The sequence below is a fragment of the Kribbella sp. NPDC050459 genome, from assembly GCF_040655315.1.
Classification (GTDB): Bacteria; Actinomycetota; Actinomycetes; order Propionibacteriales; family Kribbellaceae; genus Kribbella.
This window is the reverse complement of sequence record NZ_JBFAJQ010000007.1, coordinates 311441-329616: the sequence shown is the minus strand read 5'-3', so window position 1 is coordinate 329616 and position 18176 is coordinate 311441. Positions and strand designations below refer to the sequence as shown.

General features: G+C 69.4%; 18 protein-coding genes. 7 read left to right on the top strand and 11 right to left on the bottom strand.

Annotation, left to right across the window (positions count from 1 at the left end):
- Positions 1 to 16: 16 nt before the first annotated feature.
- From ispG to AB0I12_RS24345, 4 genes are read right to left on the bottom strand one after another with little or no spacing between them, the layout of a single operon-like run.
- Positions 17 to 1165, bottom strand: a complete 1149-nt coding sequence (gene ispG, locus AB0I12_RS24360) for a flavodoxin-dependent (E)-4-hydroxy-3-methylbut-2-enyl-diphosphate synthase (protein ID WP_355690133.1) — start codon at positions 1163 to 1165, stop codon at positions 17 to 19.
- Positions 1166 to 1171: 6 nt separating this feature from the next.
- The gene (locus AB0I12_RS24355; RefSeq protein WP_359933655.1) at positions 1172 to 2488 is read right to left on the bottom strand and encodes a M50 family metallopeptidase; all 1317 of its coding nucleotides are present in this window, start codon (positions 2486 to 2488) and stop codon (positions 1172 to 1174) included.
- A complete protein-coding gene (dxr, locus tag AB0I12_RS24350; RefSeq protein WP_359933653.1) occupies positions 2485 to 3696 on the bottom strand; it encodes a 1-deoxy-D-xylulose-5-phosphate reductoisomerase in 1212 nt (403 codons plus the stop codon). The genes AB0I12_RS24355 and dxr overlap by 4 nt, the downstream gene beginning before the upstream one ends.
- A 17-nt stretch (positions 3697 to 3713) precedes the next feature.
- Positions 3714 to 4649, bottom strand: coding sequence for an FHA domain-containing protein (locus AB0I12_RS24345; RefSeq protein ID WP_359933651.1), 936 nt, complete (start codon positions 4647 to 4649; stop codon positions 3714 to 3716).
- Between AB0I12_RS24345 and AB0I12_RS24340 the strand changes: the two genes are divergently transcribed.
- The 5 genes from AB0I12_RS24340 to AB0I12_RS24320 all read left to right on the top strand — a co-directional run bounded on the left by AB0I12_RS24340 (position 4630) and on the right by AB0I12_RS24320 (position 8466).
- Positions 4630 to 5322: a type 1 glutamine amidotransferase gene (locus AB0I12_RS24340; RefSeq protein ID WP_359933649.1), complete on the top strand. Its 693-nt coding sequence runs from the start codon at positions 4630 to 4632 to the stop codon at positions 5320 to 5322. The two genes, AB0I12_RS24345 and AB0I12_RS24340, sit on opposite strands and share 20 nt — an antisense overlap.
- A 21-nt stretch (positions 5323 to 5343) precedes the next feature.
- A complete protein-coding gene (locus AB0I12_RS24335; protein WP_359933647.1) occupies positions 5344 to 5919 on the top strand; it encodes a DUF1707 domain-containing protein in 576 nt (191 codons plus the stop codon).
- Positions 5920 to 5964: 45 nt separating this feature from the next.
- Positions 5965 to 7128 carry an acyl-CoA dehydrogenase family protein gene (locus AB0I12_RS24330; RefSeq protein ID WP_359933645.1) on the top strand — a complete coding sequence of 388 codons (1164 nt, stop codon included), beginning with the start codon at positions 5965 to 5967 and terminating at the stop codon, positions 7126 to 7128.
- Positions 7129 to 7197: 69 nt separating this feature from the next.
- Positions 7198 to 7488 carry a hypothetical protein gene (locus tag AB0I12_RS24325; RefSeq protein WP_359933643.1) on the top strand — a complete coding sequence of 97 codons (291 nt, stop codon included), beginning with the start codon at positions 7198 to 7200 and terminating at the stop codon, positions 7486 to 7488.
- Positions 7489 to 7515: 27 nt separating this feature from the next.
- Positions 7516 to 8466, top strand: a complete 951-nt coding sequence (locus AB0I12_RS24320; RefSeq protein ID WP_359933641.1) for a neutral zinc metallopeptidase — start codon at positions 7516 to 7518, stop codon at positions 8464 to 8466.
- On the opposite strand, the gene AB0I12_RS24315 is transcribed toward AB0I12_RS24320, so the two are convergent.
- The 7 genes from AB0I12_RS24315 to recA all read right to left on the bottom strand — a co-directional run bounded on the left by AB0I12_RS24315 (position 8463) and on the right by recA (position 16516).
- Positions 8463 to 8957: a GNAT family N-acetyltransferase gene (locus AB0I12_RS24315; RefSeq protein WP_359933639.1), complete on the bottom strand. Its 495-nt coding sequence runs from the start codon at positions 8955 to 8957 to the stop codon at positions 8463 to 8465. The two genes, AB0I12_RS24320 and AB0I12_RS24315, sit on opposite strands and share 4 nt — an antisense overlap.
- A gap of 11 nt (positions 8958 to 8968) precedes the next feature.
- On the bottom strand, positions 8969 to 10609 hold the full coding sequence (gene rny, locus AB0I12_RS24310; RefSeq protein ID WP_359933637.1) for a ribonuclease Y: 1641 nt from the start codon (positions 10607 to 10609) through the stop codon (positions 8969 to 8971).
- A 1175-nt stretch (positions 10610 to 11784) separates the two neighbouring features.
- Positions 11785 to 12129, bottom strand: a complete 345-nt coding sequence (locus AB0I12_RS24305; RefSeq protein ID WP_359933635.1) for an antitoxin — start codon at positions 12127 to 12129, stop codon at positions 11785 to 11787.
- 195 nt (positions 12130 to 12324) lie between these two features.
- Positions 12325 to 12717, bottom strand: a complete 393-nt coding sequence (locus AB0I12_RS24300) for an MmcQ/YjbR family DNA-binding protein (protein WP_359933633.1) — start codon at positions 12715 to 12717, stop codon at positions 12325 to 12327.
- 11 nt (positions 12718 to 12728) lie between these two features.
- Positions 12729 to 13154 carry a GNAT family N-acetyltransferase gene (locus tag AB0I12_RS24295; protein WP_359933631.1) on the bottom strand — a complete coding sequence of 142 codons (426 nt, stop codon included), beginning with the start codon at positions 13152 to 13154 and terminating at the stop codon, positions 12729 to 12731.
- Positions 13155 to 13320: 166 nt separating this feature from the next.
- Positions 13321 to 13815 carry a regulatory protein RecX gene (locus tag AB0I12_RS24290; RefSeq protein ID WP_359933629.1) on the bottom strand — a complete coding sequence of 165 codons (495 nt, stop codon included), beginning with the start codon at positions 13813 to 13815 and terminating at the stop codon, positions 13321 to 13323.
- A 1627-nt stretch (positions 13816 to 15442) separates the two neighbouring features.
- Positions 15443 to 16516 carry a recombinase RecA gene (gene recA / locus AB0I12_RS24285; RefSeq protein ID WP_359933627.1) on the bottom strand — a complete coding sequence of 358 codons (1074 nt, stop codon included), beginning with the start codon at positions 16514 to 16516 and terminating at the stop codon, positions 15443 to 15445.
- 250 nt (positions 16517 to 16766) lie between these two features.
- On the opposite strand from recA, the gene AB0I12_RS24280 reads away from it, so the two are divergent.
- Positions 16767 to 17558, top strand: coding sequence for a hypothetical protein (locus AB0I12_RS24280; protein WP_359933625.1), 792 nt, complete (start codon positions 16767 to 16769; stop codon positions 17556 to 17558).
- A gap of 39 nt (positions 17559 to 17597) precedes the next feature.
- Positions 17598 to 18158 carry a GrpB family protein gene (locus AB0I12_RS24275; RefSeq protein WP_359933623.1) on the top strand — a complete coding sequence of 187 codons (561 nt, stop codon included), beginning with the start codon at positions 17598 to 17600 and terminating at the stop codon, positions 18156 to 18158.
- Positions 18159 to 18176 lie beyond the last annotated feature (18 nt).

Below are 18176 nucleotides of genomic sequence, written 5' to 3'. Positions count from 1 at the left end.
ACCTGCTCTCCCTCGATCAGCTGACGGTGACGGTGGGCTCGGCGCCCTCCGCGGGCTCCATCTGCTCGGCGATGCGCATCGCCTCTTCGATGAGGGTCTCCACGATCGCCGACTCGGGGACGGTCTTGATGACCTCGCCCTTGACGAAGATCTGGCCCTTGCCGTTGCCGGACGCGACACCGAGGTCGGCCTCGCGGGCCTCGCCCGGGCCGTTCACGACGCAGCCCATGACCGCGACCCGGAGCGGGACCTCCATGCCCTCGAGCCCGGCGGTGACCTGCTCGGCGAGCGTGTAGACGTCGACCTGCGCGCGGCCGCAGGACGGGCAGGAGACGATCTCGAGCTTGCGCTCGCGCAGGTTCAGCGACTGCAGGATCTGCAGGCCGACCTTGACCTCCTCGACCGGCGGCGCGGACAGCGAGACGCGGATCGTGTCCCCGATGCCCTTCGACAGCAGCGCGCCGAACGCGACCGACGACTTGATCGTGCCCTGGAACGCCGGGCCGGCCTCGGTGACCCCGAGGTGCAGCGGCCAGTCGCCGCGCTCGGCGAGCATCTCGTACGCCTGCACCATCACGACCGGGTCGTTGTGCTTGACCGAGATCTTGAAGTCGTGGAAGTCGTGCTCCTCGAACAGCGACGCCTCCCAGACGGCCGACTCGACGAGCGCCTCGGGCGTCGCCTTGCCGTACTTCTCCAGCAGCCGCTTGTCCAGCGAGCCGGCGTTCACGCCGATCCGCAGCGACGTCCCGTGGTCCTTCGCGGCCTGCGCGATCTCCTTGACCTGGTCGTCGAACCGGCGGATGTTGCCCGGGTTCACCCGGACCGCCGCGCAGCCGGCCTCGATCGCCGCGAACACGTAGTTCGGCTGGAAGTGGATGTCGGCGATCACCGGGATCTGCGAGTGCTTCGCGATCTCGGGCAGGGCGTCGGCGTCCTCCTGCCGCGGGCAGGCGACCCGGACGATGTCGCAGCCGGCCGCGGTCAGCTCGGCGATCTGCTGCAGCGTCTTGTTGACGTCGTTGGTCGGCGTCGTCGTCATCGACTGCACCGAGACCGGCGCGTCGCCGCCGACGAGCACCTTGCCGACCTTGATCTGGCGGGTCTTGCGACGCGGTGCGAGGGTCGGGGGTGGCAAGGCGGGCATGCCGAGGTTGATGCTCATGTGTCCTTATCCGTTGAACAGCTTGATGGGGTTCACGATGTCGGCGATGACGAGCAGCACGCCCATCACCACGATCGCGCTGGCCGCGACGTACGCGATCGGGAGCAGCTTGGCCACGTCGACGTACCCGGGGTCCGGGCGGCCGAACAGCTTGGCGAAGCCGCGCCGGATGCCTTCCCAGATCGCGCCGATCATGTGACCGCCGTCGAGCGGCAGCAGCGGGATGAAGTTGAACAGGGCAAGGAACAGGTTCAGCGAGGCGAGCAGCATGATCAGGCTCGCGAACTTCGCGCCGACGTCGAGGTTGCTGGAGGCGATCTCGCCCGCGACCCGGCTGGCGCCGACGACGCTCATCGGGCTGTCCTGGTCGCGCTGACCGCCGACGATCGACTTGGCGACGCCGACCAGCTTCTCCGGGAACCGGCCGAGGGCCTGCACCGTGGCGACCGTGTAGGTGCCCATCTGGTCGAACGCGTAGCCGACGCTCTGCCGCTCGAGCTTGTTCTCCGGCGAGACGCCGAGGAAGCCGACCGAGACGTACTTGTCCGACCCCGGCTTGTCCAGCACCTGGTTGACGATCGTGCTGGTCTTCAGGGTCAGCTGCTGGCCGTTGCGCTCGACAACGATCGTGGCGGCCTTGTCGGTGTTCGCCCGGATCAGCGGGGTCAGCTGGTCCCAGCTGTCGATCGCGGTGCCGTTGAACGAGACGATCCGGTCGCCCACCTGGAACCCGGCCTGCTTGGCCGGGGACACCTTGTCCCCGTCCTGGCACTTGCGGTCCGCGGAGGCCTGGTCGGCCGGGATCACGCAGTCGGTGACGGTGGAGATGGTGGTCTGCGGCACCCGGGCGCCGTACAGCGTGAAGAGACCGGTGAACAGCACGGCGGCGATCAGCACGTTGACCAGCGGCCCGGACGCCATCACGATCAGCTTCTTCCACCACACCTTCTGGTAGAACAGCCGGCCGTTGTCCTCGGGCGCGATCGTCTCGTACTCCGCGGACCGGGCGTTCTCGACCATCGACTGGATCGGGCCGGTATTGGCCTTGCGCACCCGTAGCGGCTGAGCCGGGTCCTGGCCCTTGGCGGGCGGCATCATGCCGATGATCCGGACGAATCCACCGGCCGGGATCGCCTTGATGCCGTACTCGGTCTCGCCGCGCTTGGTGGACCATAGGGTCCGCCCGAAACCGACGAAGAACTGCGTGACCTTCATCCCGAACGCCTTCGCCGGGAGCATGTGGCCCAGCTCGTGCAGCGCCACAGAGAGCAGCACCCCGACAACGAACAGCACGATGCCGAGGGTGGTGAGAAGCACACTCATGCCTGCTGGGTCTCCTGTACGCCGGTGATCTCACGAGCCCGGTTCCGGGCCCACGCGTCCGCCGCGAGCACGTCGTCGACAGACAGTTCCTCATACGAGGGTACGTCGTGTTCGGTCACCACCCGGGACACTGTGTCGACGATCGCCGGGAAGGGCAGCCGGCCGTCCCGGAACGCCTGCACGCAGACCTCGTTCGCGGCGTTGAACACGGCCGGAGCGGTGCCGCCGCGGGTCCCGGCCTCGCGGGCCAGCGCCACCGACGGGAACTCTGCGTGATCGACCGGCTGGAAGGTCCAGGTGCTCGCCTCGGCCCAGCTCCACGGCGGCGACGCGTCCGGTATCCGGTCGGGCCAGCCGAGGGCGAGCGCGATCGGCACCGTCATCGTCGGTACGCCGACCTGCGCGATCGTGGCGCCGTCGGTGAACTCCACCATCGAGTGGATCGCCTGCTGCCGGTGGATCACCACGTCGATCCGGTCCATCGGGATCCCGAACAGCAGGTGCGCCTCGATCAGCTCCAGCCCCTTGTTGACCAGTGTGGCGGAGTTGATCGTGACGACCGGGCCCATCGCGAAGTTCGGGTGGTCGAGGGCCTCCGCGACCGAGACGTTCGCCAGCTCGGCGCGCGGCCGGCCGAGGAACGGGCCGCCGCTCGCGGTCAGCAGCAGCTTGCGGACCTCGTCCGGCGAGCCGCCGCGCAGGCACTGGGCGATCGCGCTGTGCTCGGAGTCGACCGGGACGATCTGCCCGGGTTTGGTCCGCCGGGTGACGATCGGCCCGCCGATCACCAGCGACTCCTTGTTCGCGAGCGCCAGCGTGTTCCCGGCGTCCAGGGCGGCCAGCGTCGCGTGCAGGCCGACCGATCCGGTGATGCCGTTGAGGACCACGTCACACGGCATCGCCGCGAGCTCACTGGACGCGTCCGGCCCGGTGACGATCTTCGGGATCCGGAACTCGCCCTGCGCGTACCCCTTCCGCTGCGCCTCGGCGTAGAACGCGAGCTGCAGGTCCTGCGCGACCGTGGCCTTCGCCACCGCCACGACCTCGACACCGAACTCGAGCGCCTGCTCCGCGAGCAGCGCCACGTTGCCGCCGCCGGCGGACAGCGCGACCACGCGGAAGCGGTCGCGGTTGCGCCCGATCAGCTCGAGCGCCTGGGTACCGATCGAGCCGGTCGAGCCGAGGATGACGACGCTGCGCGGGTTCACGGCGCCATTGTTCCAGGTCAGGACAGCAGGATGCGGAACGGGAGCGCCCCGAGCCGGATCTCGTCGCCGTGGACGACCGGCGCCGTCTCGATCGGTACGCCGTTCACCTGGGTCCCGTTGGTGGAGCCCAGGTCGCGCAGCTCGTAGGTGGACGCGTCGATCCGCAACAGCTCGGCGTGGTGCCGGCTGATCTCCTGCCGGTCCACGATCAGGTCGCAGTCCGGCGCGCGGCCGATCCGGACCAGGTCCAGCAGCGGTACGACGTCACCGTCCTGGCCCACCAGCGCGGGCTGCGGACCGGTCTCCAGCGCCGCTGCGATCTCCGCCACACCGGCGGTCCGGATCGACAGCGACACGATCAGGTCGTCGCCCTTCTCCACGAGCAGGTTGTGCTGAGCGCCGTACCCCTGCAGCAGGTCGCCGTACTCGTCGATGACGACGGCGGAGACGTGGTAGTACCCAGGCGGCAGCTGCGCGTACGCCGCCGCGCCGAGTGTCGTGGTCAGCACGACCGCGTCGTACTCGCGGTGACTGACATCGGTGATGGTGATGAGGACCGGATTGTTGGCGGCCAGATGCGCCTCGGCGCCGGTGTCGCCCGGGGTGAACTCGACCGTGATCATCGGAGCCGGGCGGATCTCGTCCAGCCCGACCAGGCGACCCACCGCGGGGACGGTGCCCGCCGGGACCGAGAGCGGTACGTACTGGCCGTGTGAGCGCACCAGCAGGTCGAGCTGCGGCCGCGCACATCCGTTGCGGCGCGCAAGCAGGTAGGCACTGACCATGCCCTTGCCGAAGATGAACGCCACATCTCCGACCACAGCGCGCACGAATCCACTGACCGGCTCCATCGGCACCCCCAGTGCTTCAGTATCCAGGAATCGCCACTCCGGTACGGCGATGCCCGGTGTGCCGCCGCCGTACCGTTGCCGCGTGACTTCTGTACTCATCATCGAGAACGACCGTGACAGTGGACCGGGCCGACTGCTCGACTGGCTCGACGAGCGCGGGATCACCCCGGCCGTCGTCCGGGCGTGGGACGGGGATCCCGTACCCGCGAGCGTGGACGGGCATGCGGCGCTGATCCTGCTCGGCGGCGGGATGCTGCCGGACGAGGACGAGCGCTCACCGTGGCTGCCGGCGGAGCGTGCGCTGTTGCGCGCGGCCCACAGCCGGGTGCCCGTACTCGGGATCTGTCTGGGGGCGCAGTTGCTGGCCCACACGTTCGGCGGCGAGGTGCAGGGGAAGTACGGGCAGCCGGAGAAGGGTGTGACGTCGCTGACGGTGCTCCCGGCCGCCAAGGACGACGTACTGCTGGCCGGCCTCCCGTCGACGGTGCTGGCGGTCGAGAGCCATCAGGACCAGATCACCCGGCTTCCGGACGACGCGGTGCTGCTGATGTCCAGCGAGCGGTGCCCGAACCAGATGCTGCGCATCGGCCAGAGCTGGGGCGTGCAGTTCCATCCGGAGGTGGAAGCTGACCGCGTACGGCGCTGGAACCCAGAGCGGCTGCGGTCCCTCGGGTTCGACCCGGACGCGGTGGTGGCCGACGCGGAGCGCCACGCCGCCGAACTGGACAAGACCTGGTCGGCCGTCGTCGGTCGATTCCTGTCCCTCGTCGGCTGATGCGGCGCTACCTTATGGGACATGAGTCTGGAGCAGCCGCCGCCGAATCACCGGGCATCCGACAACGACCGTGAACGCGCCGCCGCTGTGGTCCAGGAGGCGCACTCCGACGGGCGGCTGGACTTCCAGGAGCTGGACGAGCGACTGACGCAGATCTACTCGGCCAAGACGCAGCTCGAGCTCCGCAACGCGACCGCGGACCTGGTGCCGGTCGCCCACGGCAGCTCCCAGGAACTGACGCTCCGGGCACGGCACAGCGCGCAGAAGCGTGAGGGCGCGTGGGTCGTGCCGGAGCGGCTGACCGCGATCGCGGAACACTCGTCGGTGAAACTCGACTTCACCGAGGCGATCGTGCACTGGTCCGACATCCACGTCGACGCACAGGCCATCCACAGCTCGGTCGTGATGGTCATTCCCGAAGGCTGGAGCGTCGACATCGACCAGGTCGAGGCCAACCACAGCAGCGCGAAGAACAAGGCGGTCGCCCCGCGCCCCGGCGGCGTCCGCCTGCACGTCACCGGCAAGGCCCACCACGCCAGCGTCGTCGTCCGCCACCCGCGCAAGCGCCACTGGTGGTGGCCCTGGTACCGCAAGTGAGCCGACGCACAGCCCAGCGGGGGTTCGAGCGGCTAGCGTGAGCACATGCCTGCTTCGTTGGATCTGGTGGATGTCGACTCCCTGCTGACCTCGGAGGAGGTCGACGTCCGGGAGACCGCCCGGCGGTTCGCGGACGAGCGGTTGCGGCCTTCGCTGCCGCAGTGGTTCGAGACCGGGTCGATTCCGGCGCGCGATCTGGCCAAGGAGCTCGGGTCGCTCGGGTTTCTCGGGATGCACCTGACCGGGTACGGGTGCGCCGGTCTCGGACCGGTCGCGTACGGGCTGGCGTGTCTGGAGATCGAGGCCGCCGACTCGGGGATGCGGTCGCTGGTGTCCGTGCAGGGCTCGCTGGCGATGTACGCGATCTGGAAGTACGGCAGCGACGAGCAGAAGAACGAGTGGCTCCCCCGGATGTCCGCGGGTGCGGCGATCGGCTGCTTCGGGCTGACCGAACCCGACTTCGGCTCGAACCCCGCCGGGATGCGCACGAACGCCCGCCGCGACGGGTCCGACTGGATCCTGAACGGCTCGAAGATGTGGATCACCAACGGCTCGGTCGCCGACGTCGCGGTGGTCTGGGCGCGCACCGACGACGGCGTCCGCGGCTTCGTGGTCCCGACGGCGACGCCCGGCTTCTCCGCGCCGGAGATCAAGCAGAAGATGTCGCTGCGCGCGTCGGTCACCTCCGAGCTGGTGCTGGAGGACGTCCGGCTGCCGGAGTCCGCGATGTTGCCGGAGGCACGCGGTCTGTCCGGGCCGCTCGGCTGCCTGAACGAGGCCCGGTTCGGCATCATCTTCGGAGCGATGGGCGCGGCCCGGGACTGCCTGGAGACCGCGGTCGAGTACGCCGGTGAGCGGATCGTGTTCGACAAGCCGCTGACGGCGTACCAGCTGACGCAGGCGAAACTGGCCGACATGGCCGTCGAGCTGAACAAGGGCATCCTGCTCGCCGTTCACCTCGGCCGGCTGAAGGAGAAGGGCACGCTGCGGCCCGAGCAGGTGTCGGTCGGCAAGCTGAACAACGTCCGCGAGGCGATCGCGATCGCCCGCGAGTGCCGCACCATCCTCGCCGCGAACGGAATCAGCGGCGAGTACCCGATCATGCGGCACGCCAACAACCTGGAATCCGTCCTCACCTACGAGGGCACCTCCGAGGTTCACCAACTGGTGATCGGCCAGGCGCTCACCGGCCAGTCCGCCTTCCGCTGACGCATACCGTTGATTCCTTTTGGGCACAGGGAGTGAGATCGGTTACTCCGCGTTCGGAAGGAGCTGTTTATGCGGATCGGGGCCGGAATCGCACTCGTCGTGATCGGCGCCGTCATCGCGTTCGCCGTCCGGGACACGTCCGAGACGTTCAACCTGACGGCGCTCGGCATCATCATCATGCTCGGCGGCGCGGCCGGGATCTGGCTGTCGTACCGCCTCGCCAACCGGCGTCCGCGCGGCGAGCCCGCGGTCATGGACCCGGACGTCGAGCGGCAGTACCGCACCGATCCGCCGCGGCCCGTCGCCGACGACCCGATCGACGTGACGCCGACGCATCTGCGGGATCAGAAGCGCCACTGATCCCCGCGCCCGGCTAGGCTGCCGCCCGTGAATTCGCGGGTTGGGATCGTCGCCGCTGTCGTTGTCGCTGTCGTCGTGGCCGCTGTGGTCGTCGTACGGCAGGCGGGCGGGCGTGACGACGTACCGACGGCCGGTGCGACGCTGGCGGCGCGCACGACACCTACGCCATCTGTTGTTTCGTCGCCCACCCCTTCGTCGCCCGTGCCTTCGCCCACAGCGTCCAGCCCGACACGGACGGCCGCAGTGGACTCGACGAAGGCGATGCTGGCGGCGAAGCTGCGGATCGTCGCCCAGAACCCGCTCTACCGTGTGGGCCGGCTCCCCGCCTCACGCTGCAAGGAGCCCGCGATCCGCCCGACGTCGGTCGCCAACGTGCGCAAGTACTACGCCGCCTACATCTTGTGCCTCGACAAGGTCTGGAAGCCCGTCGTCGAGAAGGCCGGCTTCACCTTCGAGTCGCCCCGGCTGGACATCTTCACCGGCAAGACCCGCACCGCGTGCGACGTGCAGGACTCGGCGGCGTACTGCGGCAACGGCGTGATCTCGATGAACGCCACGTTCGATATCGACAACTACCGCAAGTACAACAAGCTCTGGGCTCGCACGACCATGGCGCATCTCGTCGCGCACGAGTACGGCCACCACATCCAGCACCTGGCCGGCATCAGCGACGCCTCCGCGACCCGTACGGCGTACGCGAACGGCGTCGACGCCCCGCTCCTGGAGAGCCGGCGCATCGAACTCCAGGCGTCCTGTCTGAGCGGCGCCTACCTCGGCGCCGACCGGAGCTTCTTCCCGGTCAGCGGATCGTGGCGGGAACGCTGGCTCTGGACCATCAGCCATCGCGGCGACGAGTGGGGCACGCAGCGCGACCACGGCAGCGCCAAGAACCACAGCCGGTGGACCCGTCGCGGCTTCGACGCGGGCTCGCCGGCGGCGTGCAACACGTTCACCGCGTCAGCGGCCAGCCTCGCCTAGAACTTCTTCAGCAAGTACTGGCACGAATCGCTGTGCGTCCGGACGACAGTCCCGTCCGCCGCCTGCTCGGTCCAGTGGTCCACGACCCGCGGACCTGACCACGGCTCGTACCCGAGGCGCCCGTACAGCGCGCGAGCCCGGTCGTTGTCGAGACCGACCGCAAGACCGATCGCCGACCGGTGCCACTCCCCCGCGGCGATCTCCTCGGCGGCGCGGATGATCGCCGTACCGATGCCCTGCCGCCGCACGTACGCGTGCAGGGCGTTGATCTCGGCCGGGTCCGCGTCGGCGTGGACCTCGTCGTACTTCGACCGCCGCAGCAGCATCGTCTGCCCGACGATCTCGCCGTCGCGCCACGCGATCAGGTAGACACCCTCGCCCGACTGTTGGACTTCCCAACGAGCCCTGATGTGGTGCTGCCTAGCCGGCTCGCCGTCCCGCGCGCCGATCATCCGGTCGATGTCGGCCCGCGTCGCGAGCTCGATCACCACGCCGGGATCCACTACTTCGCGACCTCGGTCGCCCGGGACTCGCGAACCACGGTCACGCGGATCTGCCCCGGATAGGTGAGCTCCTCCTCGACCTGCTTCGCGATGTCGCGGGCCATCACCTGCGCCGCGATGTCGTCGACCGCGTCCGGCAGCACCATCACCCGGATCTCGCGGCCGGCCTGCATCGCGAACACCTTCTCCACGCCGTCGTGGTGCATCGCGATCTCCTCGAGCCGCTCGAGCCGCTGCACGTACGCCTCCAGCGACTCCCGGCGCGCGCCCGGCCGCCCGCCGCTCACCGCGTCCGCCGCCTGCGTCAGCACGGCCTCGACGGTCCGCACCTCGACCTCGTTGTGGTGCGCCTCGATGCAGTGCACGACGTCGTCGTTCTCGCCGTACTTGCGGGCCAGCTCCGCACCGACGATCGCGTGGCTGCCCTCGGACTCGTGCGTGAGCGCCTTGCCGATGTCGTGCAGGAACGCGCCGCGCTTGCACAGCTTCGGATCCAGCCCGAGCTCGGCCGCCATCATCCCGGCGATGTGCGCCGACTCGACCAGGTGCTTCAGCACGTTCTGCCCGTACGACGTCCGGTACCGCAGCAGGCCCATCGTCCGGACCAGCTCCGGGTGCAGATCGGTGATCCCGACATCGGCCATCGCGTCCTCGGCCGCCCGCTCACACAGCTCCGCGACCTCGCCCTTGCTGCGCTCGTAGATCTCCTCGATCCGGCTCGGGTGGATCCGGCCGTCCAGCACCAGCGAGTCCAGGGTCAGCCGCGCCGTCTCCCGCCGTACCGGGTCGAAGCAGGACAACAGCACCGCTTCCGGGGTGTCGTCGATGATCAGGTTCACGCCGGTGGTCTGCTCGAACGACCGGATGTTGCGGCCCTCGCGGCCGATGATCCGGCCCTTCATGTCATCGCTCGGCAGATGGACGACGGACACGACCGACTCGCTGGTCTGCTCCGAGGCCAGCCGCTGCACCGCGCCGGTGATGATCTTGCGCGCCTTCGTCTCACCCTCGTCGAGCGCCTGCCGCTCGATCTCACGGACGATGCCGTGCGCGTGCCGCTTCGCCTCGTCCTCGATCGCCGCGACCAGCTCCGCCTTCGCCTGCTCGGTGGTCAGGTTCGCGACGCCTTCGAGGATCCGGCGGCGCTCGTCCTCGAGGTCCTTGATCTCCTGCTTGCGCTGCTCGAGCGCGGCCAGCTGCGTGGTCAGCTCGGTCTGGCGCTCCTCGATGCCGCGGTGCTGCTCGTCGAGCCGCTCCTCGCGTTCGGTCAGGCGGTGCTCGCGGCGCTCCATCTCCAACCGCTGCTCGCGCAGGTCGTCGCGGATCGACTGCGCCTCCCCCTCGGCCTCCCGGCGGACGTCGGACGCCCGCTGCTCCGCGTCCCGCCGTACCTCCGACGCCCGGTCCTCCGCGGCCCGGCGGATCTCCTCGGCGCGCTGCTCGGCCGCCTCGGCCCGCGTCCGCAGTACGGCGGCGTCCTCCTCGGCCTGGCGGCGGACCAGGTCCGCCTCCTCGCGCTGGGTGATCTCCTGCCGTGCGGTGTCGACGGCCTTCCGGCGAGAGAGGGTCAGGCCGATCCAGGCCAGCAGTCCTGCGATCAGCAATCCGATCAGGGCCAGGCCAACCGACATCGCGGTCATCGGCGTCTCCCCTCTCCTTCGAGTCCCACGCGGGACTGTGGCCATCGGTCGAAGGGATCAGCCACTCGGCCGCCCGGCCGTTCGGTAAGGCGTCACCGGGGTACGGCGGTGCCGGCGCCACCTCGGCTGAGGCGGTACCGGTGCTGCCCTGTCCGGCCGTGCCGACGGTGAAGCCGCTGTTCGTCTACCCTCAGCGTGGCTGCTGCCCAGCGTGCCCGCGGACCCCCGTCCGCCGACGACGCAGCGACTGCCTGCGCAGCCGTCCAGCGTTCGCCTGCTCACCGTGCGTCGCCGTACGACACCTCGGAGACCACGATGACTCCGCCCGCATCCCGTTCCGGCCTTGCGCGCGGTGCCGCCTATTCCGACGGCGATGCACAACGCCGTCGTCCTTCCTTCAGCTCGGTCGAGCGTGGTTGCGTTTTCGCGGCCGATCGGCACCTTTCACCAGCCGGCCGTACTTATACCCGCCACCGATCCGGTGGTTTCATCCCTTCCTGATGCCGAGGCTAGGCGCGCCCCCCACGCCGGTCAAGGCGGACACTCACAACCCCCCACCCCGATCCCACCCAGACCACTCCCCACCGTGGTCTACCCCCACCACTTAACCGGGCAAGCCCCAACCACACCCCCACCGCCACCGCGACCGCAGTCCCGCCCACCTCCGCGACCGCATTCCTGCCCACATCCGGTCCGCACTCCTGACCACCTCCGCGACCGCAGGTCCTGCCCGCCTCCGCGACCGCAGGTCCTGCCCGCCTCCGCGACTGCAGTCCTGACCGCCTCCACGGCCGCAGTCCTGACCGACTTCGCGCCGCAAGGCCGCCCAGCGCTCGTGTTCCCAGCGGCCTAACACTCGCCGCGGTCAACCGGCCGCCTCCGCCTCGGTCCCCGAGTCTCCCGGCTGCTCCTCCACACCCCCAGCTACCGGCTCCCTCGGGACTGCAACCACCGCAGCCACAGGCGCTCAGCCCCACATTCGCGGCCGCAGGCCCGCCACCAGCACGGCGACGAGCCTCACCGCCACCGCCCCAACGCTCACCTTGGTGGCCGAGCGGCCTCACGCCTACCGACCAACGGGCGCGGGCCTACCACCTGCGCACCCCAGGTCCCGCCGCTCGAGTTGCGGCAGGCCGTGTCCCGTGCCGCTGTGAGGCCCGCCGCCTGCGCCTCAGCTAGCTGTTCGTCCTGCCGTCCGACGTTTCCGACTGAGCCGTGCCCGCCGATGATCCGGCCGACGTGCCGGGAGTGGATCCGGGCGCCGTCTCACCGGACTGCGACGCGGGCTGAGAGGTCTCGGCCGGCTCCGCCCCCGCCTGGCCCGGCGCTTCCCCGGCGTTCTGCTTGTCGACGAAGCTCCCGACCTTCTCCTGCGCCGAATCGACCTTGTCCGCGTACTTCCCGCCGGTCTGCTTGTCGATCAGATCGCCGGCTTTCTCGACTCCGGCTTTGATCTTGTCCGGGTTCTGCTTGACGACATTCCGGAGCCAGTTCTTCGCCTGTTCCTGGAAATCGTTCATTGCACCCTCCGCGGTGTCTGGGGCGGATCGACGGAAAATCCCAGCCTACGGACCGGCCCAAGTACCAGCCCTACTTCGGATAACACACCGTCACGCCGCACCCGTCAACGCCCCTCGCCGCAGCCCGCCCCTGGAACCCCGTCACCCTCCGTGACAACCGGCTCGCGCGACACCCCCACAACAGCCGAAGACCGTCTACCGTCCGTCGAGATGAGCCTTGGCAACCTCGGCCGGCGCGTGCACCAACCAGGCGTCGAGCAACGCCTCCTCGAGTACCGCTTCGGACACCCGATCCAGCTGCACCAGCACAGCGGCGTACCCATTGAAATGCGGAATCGTGAAGAACCCGTCCCCCGCCCGCGCCGCGAGCACAGCTTCCTTCTCCGCGAGATCCTCGACCACCAACGCAAGAATCGGGCCGTCCGGCGGCGTCTCGTCCCCGAACCGTTTCACATCCGCCTTGCTGAACGGCCGCTCCCACGCGTACGCCTTCCCGCCGACCTTCCACGTCCGCATCCCATGCCGAGTGGCCTCCTCGGTCTCCGGCAACCCCGAGACCAACCGCTCCACATCACCCAGGCTCGTCATACCGCCCGACGCTACTCCCGCCCGGCGCCACTCCCTGCCCACAACCACGGCCCGACGCACCGATTGAACCCAGCCCGCACATAGAACTCGGCAGCCTCCTCATCGACCGCCGAAACAAACACGACCTCCGCCCCCGACGCCGCCAACCACGCCCGGCATTCACCAAGCAATGCCGCGCCAGTCCCCACCCCACGCCACTCAGGCGCCACCACCAACTCCTCGACCATCCCGTACGGCTCACGCCCGTAATCCACGAACGTCCCCACCACGACCCCCACCACGTCATCACCCTCAACAGCAACAAACGTCCGCGCATCCTGCCGCACAACAGGCAAACTCACCGACCCCGCCGAGCCCTCCCCATGCAACTCCCCCAACAACCGCCGAATCCCCACCCGATCCCCCACAACCCCCGCCCGCACAACCACCCCACCCATCCCCACACCTCCAACAAGCTCATGACACTGGGACCCGCCAATCCAACATCGCCTGAGCGTCACTCGAGCCGGCGGCCCAGCAGCGGACGGCACCGACGCCAAGCCCAGGCCCAGCCCGGTGCTGAGTCCTGCGGCCGCCCCAGCCGGTCTGCCCCTCAGGAACGGGTTACTCGGGTTCCAGGCCGGAGGAATCGAGGAGTAGGAACTCGTCGTGGCCGGCGTCGAGTTCTTGTTTGACGATGCTCATCGCGAGACCGCCCGAGTACCCCTTGCGCGCGAGCATGCCAACCAGCCGTCGCATCGCCACCTGCCGATCCAGCGAACGCATCGACCGCATCTTCCGCCGTACCAACTCGCGAGCCGTCTGCTCCTCCTGCTCAGGATCCAGCTCTTCGAGCGCATCCCGCGCCAGCTGGTCGTCCACTCCGCGCCGCCGCAGCTCCTGCGCCAGTGCACGCTTGCCCAGTCCGCGTCCGCGATGCCGCGACTCCACCCACGCGTTCGCGAACGCCGCGTCGTCGATCAACCCGACCTCGGTGAACCGATCCAGCACCTCGTCGGCGACCTCCTCCGGAATCTCCCGCTCAGCAAGCAGGTCAGCCAACTCGGTCCGCGTGCGCGGCTGTCCGGTCAGCTTGTCCAGCAGGATCGTCCGCGCCACCGAGTACGGATCACCCGCTTCCCCATCAAGTTGCGGATCCCCCGTCCCCTCAGGCTCATCACCCGTGGGCCGCTTCCCACGCCGCCCAAACCCACCACCAACCCGGCGCCGCGCCAAACCCCGCCGCTCCCCACTCGAAGTCCGGTGAGACACCGGAGCCGGCGCCTCACCGGACGCTGCGGCCGACGCCACGCGAGGCACCGCGGACGACGTCTCACCAGACGCTGCAGCGAGCGTCTCGCGAAGCGCTGCAATCGAGTCCTCACGAACCGCCGAGGACGGCGCATGCGGACGCGAATCAGTCGGCGTCTCCCTGGACGCGTCAGCGCCCGGGTCGCCAGACGCCGCACCGGCCGCGCCGCGGCGAGACCCACGAGGCGCTGCCGTCGGCGTCTTCCTGGATGCGTCGGTACCCGAGGTGCCGGACGCGACACCGGCCGAGCTGGGGCGGGACCGCTGCGCCCGGTCTGCCGTGGCACGCGATTCGGCACTCCCAGAGGCATCCGACGACTCGCCAGCAGATGCATCAGCGACATCCGCCCACAGCTCGTCGGCCGACCCGTCGCTAGGTTCGTCGGTGGATCCGTCGGCGGCGTCTCGCCTGAAGTCTTCGGCGGGTGAGTCGACTGACGGCCGCTCGTGACCGGAAGCGTTGGCTAGATCTGCCCATGGGTCATCGGCCGGGCCACGCCAGCCAGCTTCGGTGAGCGCGTCGTCAGACTGCGACGAGCGGTCCGCCGCGATGGGTGGCTTTGACTGCCCCTTGGCCGCGGGTCTGTCCTCCGTGCTCGAGGGGCGCTCGGCCTTGGGTGCGGCGGTCGGCTTTGGTTGGTCCTCGGCGGGGGCGGCGTCGTCGGTTGGGTCTGCCCAGGGGTCGAAGGCGGCCGGTTTCTCGCTGGTGTCGCGCGAGGTAGATGAGTCACGCCGGGCCGCGGGTGTTGCTGAACTGCTGGGCCAGGCCGGGGAGTCGCGGGGTGGCGTGGGGGTGTCTTCGGCGAACGCTTGGGCTTCGGCTTGGCGGGCGGCTGCCTGGGCCTCGAAGGTCTGGGCTGGACGCTCGTCCTCGTCGCCCCACGGGTCGATCGGATTCGCGTCGGTATGGCGCCGCGACGTACTGCGTCGGGCGGTCGATGGAGCCTGCGGCTCGGAATCGGGCCGCGCGGGTGTCTGGCGAGGACCTCGTTTGCTTGAGCCGCTCGACGGCTCGTCCCAGGGGTCGACCGTGCCGACAGTTCGCCTGATGGAGCTGGTGCGTCGGCCGGTGCTCCGCTCTGTCTCCCCGCTGTCGAGGAAGTCGTCGGAGTCGTCCCACGCGTTGACAGGCTTCGCGCCACGACCTCGCGTACGACGTGTTCCTCGCCTCGAGCCTGCGGACGAAGCGTCGCCTTCGTCAGCTGCAACATCGCCGCCACGCTCCGCGGACACCCGGCGAGCCGACGTACGCCGGTACGACGGGCGCTCGGTGGAGGCCGCTGTGTCCGTGGAGTTCGCAGCCCCGGTCACGCCCTCGGCCAGAAGCTTGCGGGCCAGGGCGAGGCGTTCGTCGTGGGGTAGAGACAGCGCCGCGGGGGCAGCGTCGTCGGCAGCCGGTGGCTGCCGGGGGACGCTGCCGCCCGCGGAGGGGCGATCAGAAGTCGACATCAACCTCGGCCTTGGCGGCCTCGTCGGCCGGGGCGTCGAGCGTCGGGCCGATGCCCATCTTCTCCTTGATCTTCTTCTCCAGCTCGTTGGCCAGATCGGGGTTGTCACGCAGGAAGTTCCGCGCGTTCTCCCGGCCCTGGCCGAGCTGGTCGCTCTCATACGTGAACCAGGCGCCGGCCTTGCGGACGAAGCCCTGCTCCACACCGAGGTCGAGCAGGCTGCCCTCGCGGCTGATGCCCTGACCGTAGATGATGTCGAACTCGGCCTGCTTGAACGGCGGAGCCACCTTGTTCTTCACGACCTTGACGCGGGTCCGGTTACCGACCACGTCCGTGCCGTCCTTGAGCGACTCGATCCGGCGCACGTCCAGCCGCACCGACGCGTAGAACTTCAGCGCGCGACCACCGGTCGTGGTCTCCGGCGAACCGAACATGACGCCGATCTTCTCGCGCAGCTGGTTGATGAAGATCGCCGTCGTCCCGGTGCCGTTGACCGCACCGGTCATCTTCCGCAGCGCCTGGCTCATCAGCCGGGCCTGCAGACCGACGTGGCTGTCGCCCATCTCGCCCTCGATCTCGGCGCGGGGCACCAGCGCGGCCACCGAGTCGATCACGACGATGTCGATCGCGCCGGAGCGGACCAGCATGTCGGCGATCTCCAGCGCCTGCTCACCGGAGTCGGGCTGCGAGACCAGCAGCGCGTCGGTGTCGACGCCGAGCTTCCGCGCATACTCCGGGTCGAGGGCGTGCTCGGCGTCGATGAAGGCCGCGATCCCACCGGCCCGCTGGGCGTTCGCGACCGCGTGCAGGGCGACCGTGGTCTTACCGGAGGATTCCGGACCATAGATCTCTACCACCCGGCCGCGCGGCAGACCGCCGATCCCGAGCGCGATGTCGAGCGCGATCGAGCCGGTCGGGATGATCTCGATCGGTGCCTTGCCCTGCTCACCCAGGCGCATCACCGCACCCTTGCCGCACTGCCGCTCGATCTGCGTCAGCGCGGTCGCAAGCGCCTTCTCGCGATCGGCCGCCGCGCGCTCCGCACTCGCTGCACCCGCCATGTGACTGCCACCTGACCCATCTGATAATCGGGGCCGCCGGCCGGCCGCCCGAAGGAACTTCGTTGTCGCCAGAGAAGGTATTCGCCGCCACGGACAGTTTTCGCAGCCACTTCGAATCTGTGGACAACTCGGCCGTCCCGGCCACCTTCCGAGCACCAAAGTATCCCGAACACGTGTTCGAATCACAACTGACACGCCGAAGCTTGTCCGGGCAACCATCCTGACCCGGCCGATCCCTACTCTTGCGGGCGTGACAGACCGTCCCGACGTACCCGATTCCGCCGTGGTCCTCGCGATCAGCCGGGTGGAGTTCGGGATCGACATCGTGCTCGACGCGCTCCGCTCGCAGGATCCATTCGGCATCCGCAGCTTCCTGACCGACTACTCCGACCAGGAGAAGCCCAACCTGGCCGAGAAGGGGCTGATCCTCGCGATCGACCGGCTGCTGCAGATGAAGGTGCCCGGCCACGACGAGTGGCCGACGCTCCCGCTGGCCGAGCGCTGCGACTGGTGGGTCGAGCGGCTGGGCGGATTCGCCGCGGTCGTCGCCGGACTCCCCCGGCTCAGCGGCGCGGCGGCGGATCGGCTGCCGATGAAGGACACCCTCGGCGCGGCGGTGCAGGCGATGGTGATCGGCGCGGTCTGCCGCGAGTACGGCGTGGAGGCGCACGCCGACCGGACGTCGATCATCATCCGGGTCCTCACCGACCGCCCGATCACGCCTGACGAGGTCCTCAAGTACGACGACCCGGAGGTCGCCGGCAAGGACGTCACGGAGCAACTGGGCCTCGACGAGGTGTCGAAGGACATGGGGCTGCGCAAGGGCGTGCGGCTGGTCTGGCGGCTCAGCAAGCTGTTCGGCGGGCTCAGCGAGGTGTTCGAGGAGCGTCCGCGCGGCAGCCTGGGCGCCCGGTTCGTCGGGAAGCTTCCCGGCGTCGGCGTGGTCGGCGGCTTCTTCGACGAGCGCAAGGGCATCAAGAAGGCGGCGTACGAGGCCGCGGACCTGCTCATCACCAGCGGGTTCCGGGTCAAACCTCTCTGAAGCTGTCCCAGGCCCGGGCGGGCTTGGGATGATCTGCGCATGAACGAGATCGTCATCGTGCAGCCGGACGAGACGTGGCCCGCGCAGTACGAGAAGACCGCGCACGCGATCCGTGGACAGCTCGGCGAACTGGTCCAGCGGATCGATCACATCGGCTCGACCTCGGTCCCCGGGTTGCCGGCCAAGGACATCCTCGACATCCAGGTGACGGTGGCCACCGAACCCGAACTGGACGACGTCGCCGAGCGGATGGTCGCGGCGGACTGGGAACTCCGCCCACCGCGACGCGACCATCCGGTGCCGGGGCTGCCCGCGGACGACATCCACTGGGTGAAGCGGATGCTGGTCGAGCCCATGTACCGCCGCCGGGTGAACTTGCACATCCGGGTCGCTGGCCGGGCCAACCAGCGGTACGCGCTGCTGTTCCGCGATTATCTGCGCAATCATCCGGAGACGGCACGCGCGTACGCCGTCTTCAAGCAGCACGCCGCCGCGCTCCGGCTCGAGATCGGCGACTACGCCGACCTGAAGGACCCGGTCTGCGATCTCATCTATCTACCGGCCGAGGAATGGGCCGCCCGCACCGGATGGACCAGCTAGCTGCGGGCGGCTCGAGTC

Bases quoted from the DNA above. Each gene is read 5' to 3' on its own strand.
- ispG (WP_355690133.1), bottom strand. From the start codon at position 1,165: ATGAGCATCAACCTCGGCATGCCCGCCTTGCCACCCCCGACCCTCGCA.
- AB0I12_RS24355 (WP_359933655.1), bottom strand. From the start codon at position 2,488: ATGAGTGTGCTTCTCACCACCCTCGGCATCGTGCTGTTCGTTGTCGGG.
- AB0I12_RS24345 (WP_359933651.1), bottom strand. From the start codon at position 4,649: ATGATGAGTACAGAAGTCACGCGGCAACGGTACGGCGGCGGCACACCG.
- AB0I12_RS24335 (WP_359933647.1), top strand. From the start codon at position 5,344: ATGAGTCTGGAGCAGCCGCCGCCGAATCACCGGGCATCCGACAACGAC.
- AB0I12_RS24330 (WP_359933645.1), top strand. From the start codon at position 5,965: ATGCCTGCTTCGTTGGATCTGGTGGATGTCGACTCCCTGCTGACCTCG.
- AB0I12_RS24325 (WP_359933643.1), top strand. From the start codon at position 7,198: ATGCGGATCGGGGCCGGAATCGCACTCGTCGTGATCGGCGCCGTCATC.
- rny (WP_359933637.1), bottom strand. From the start codon at position 10,609: ATGACCGCGATGTCGGTTGGCCTGGCCCTGATCGGATTGCTGATCGCA.
- AB0I12_RS24305 (WP_359933635.1), bottom strand. From the start codon at position 12,129: ATGAACGATTTCCAGGAACAGGCGAAGAACTGGCTCCGGAATGTCGTC.
- AB0I12_RS24300 (WP_359933633.1), bottom strand. From the start codon at position 12,717: ATGACGAGCCTGGGTGATGTGGAGCGGTTGGTCTCGGGGTTGCCGGAG.
- AB0I12_RS24295 (WP_359933631.1), bottom strand. From the start codon at position 13,154: ATGGGTGGGGTGGTTGTGCGGGCGGGGGTTGTGGGGGATCGGGTGGGG.
- recA (WP_359933627.1), bottom strand. From the start codon at position 16,516: ATGGCGGGTGCAGCGAGTGCGGAGCGCGCGGCGGCCGATCGCGAGAAG.
- AB0I12_RS24275 (WP_359933623.1), top strand. From the start codon at position 17,598: ATGAACGAGATCGTCATCGTGCAGCCGGACGAGACGTGGCCCGCGCAG.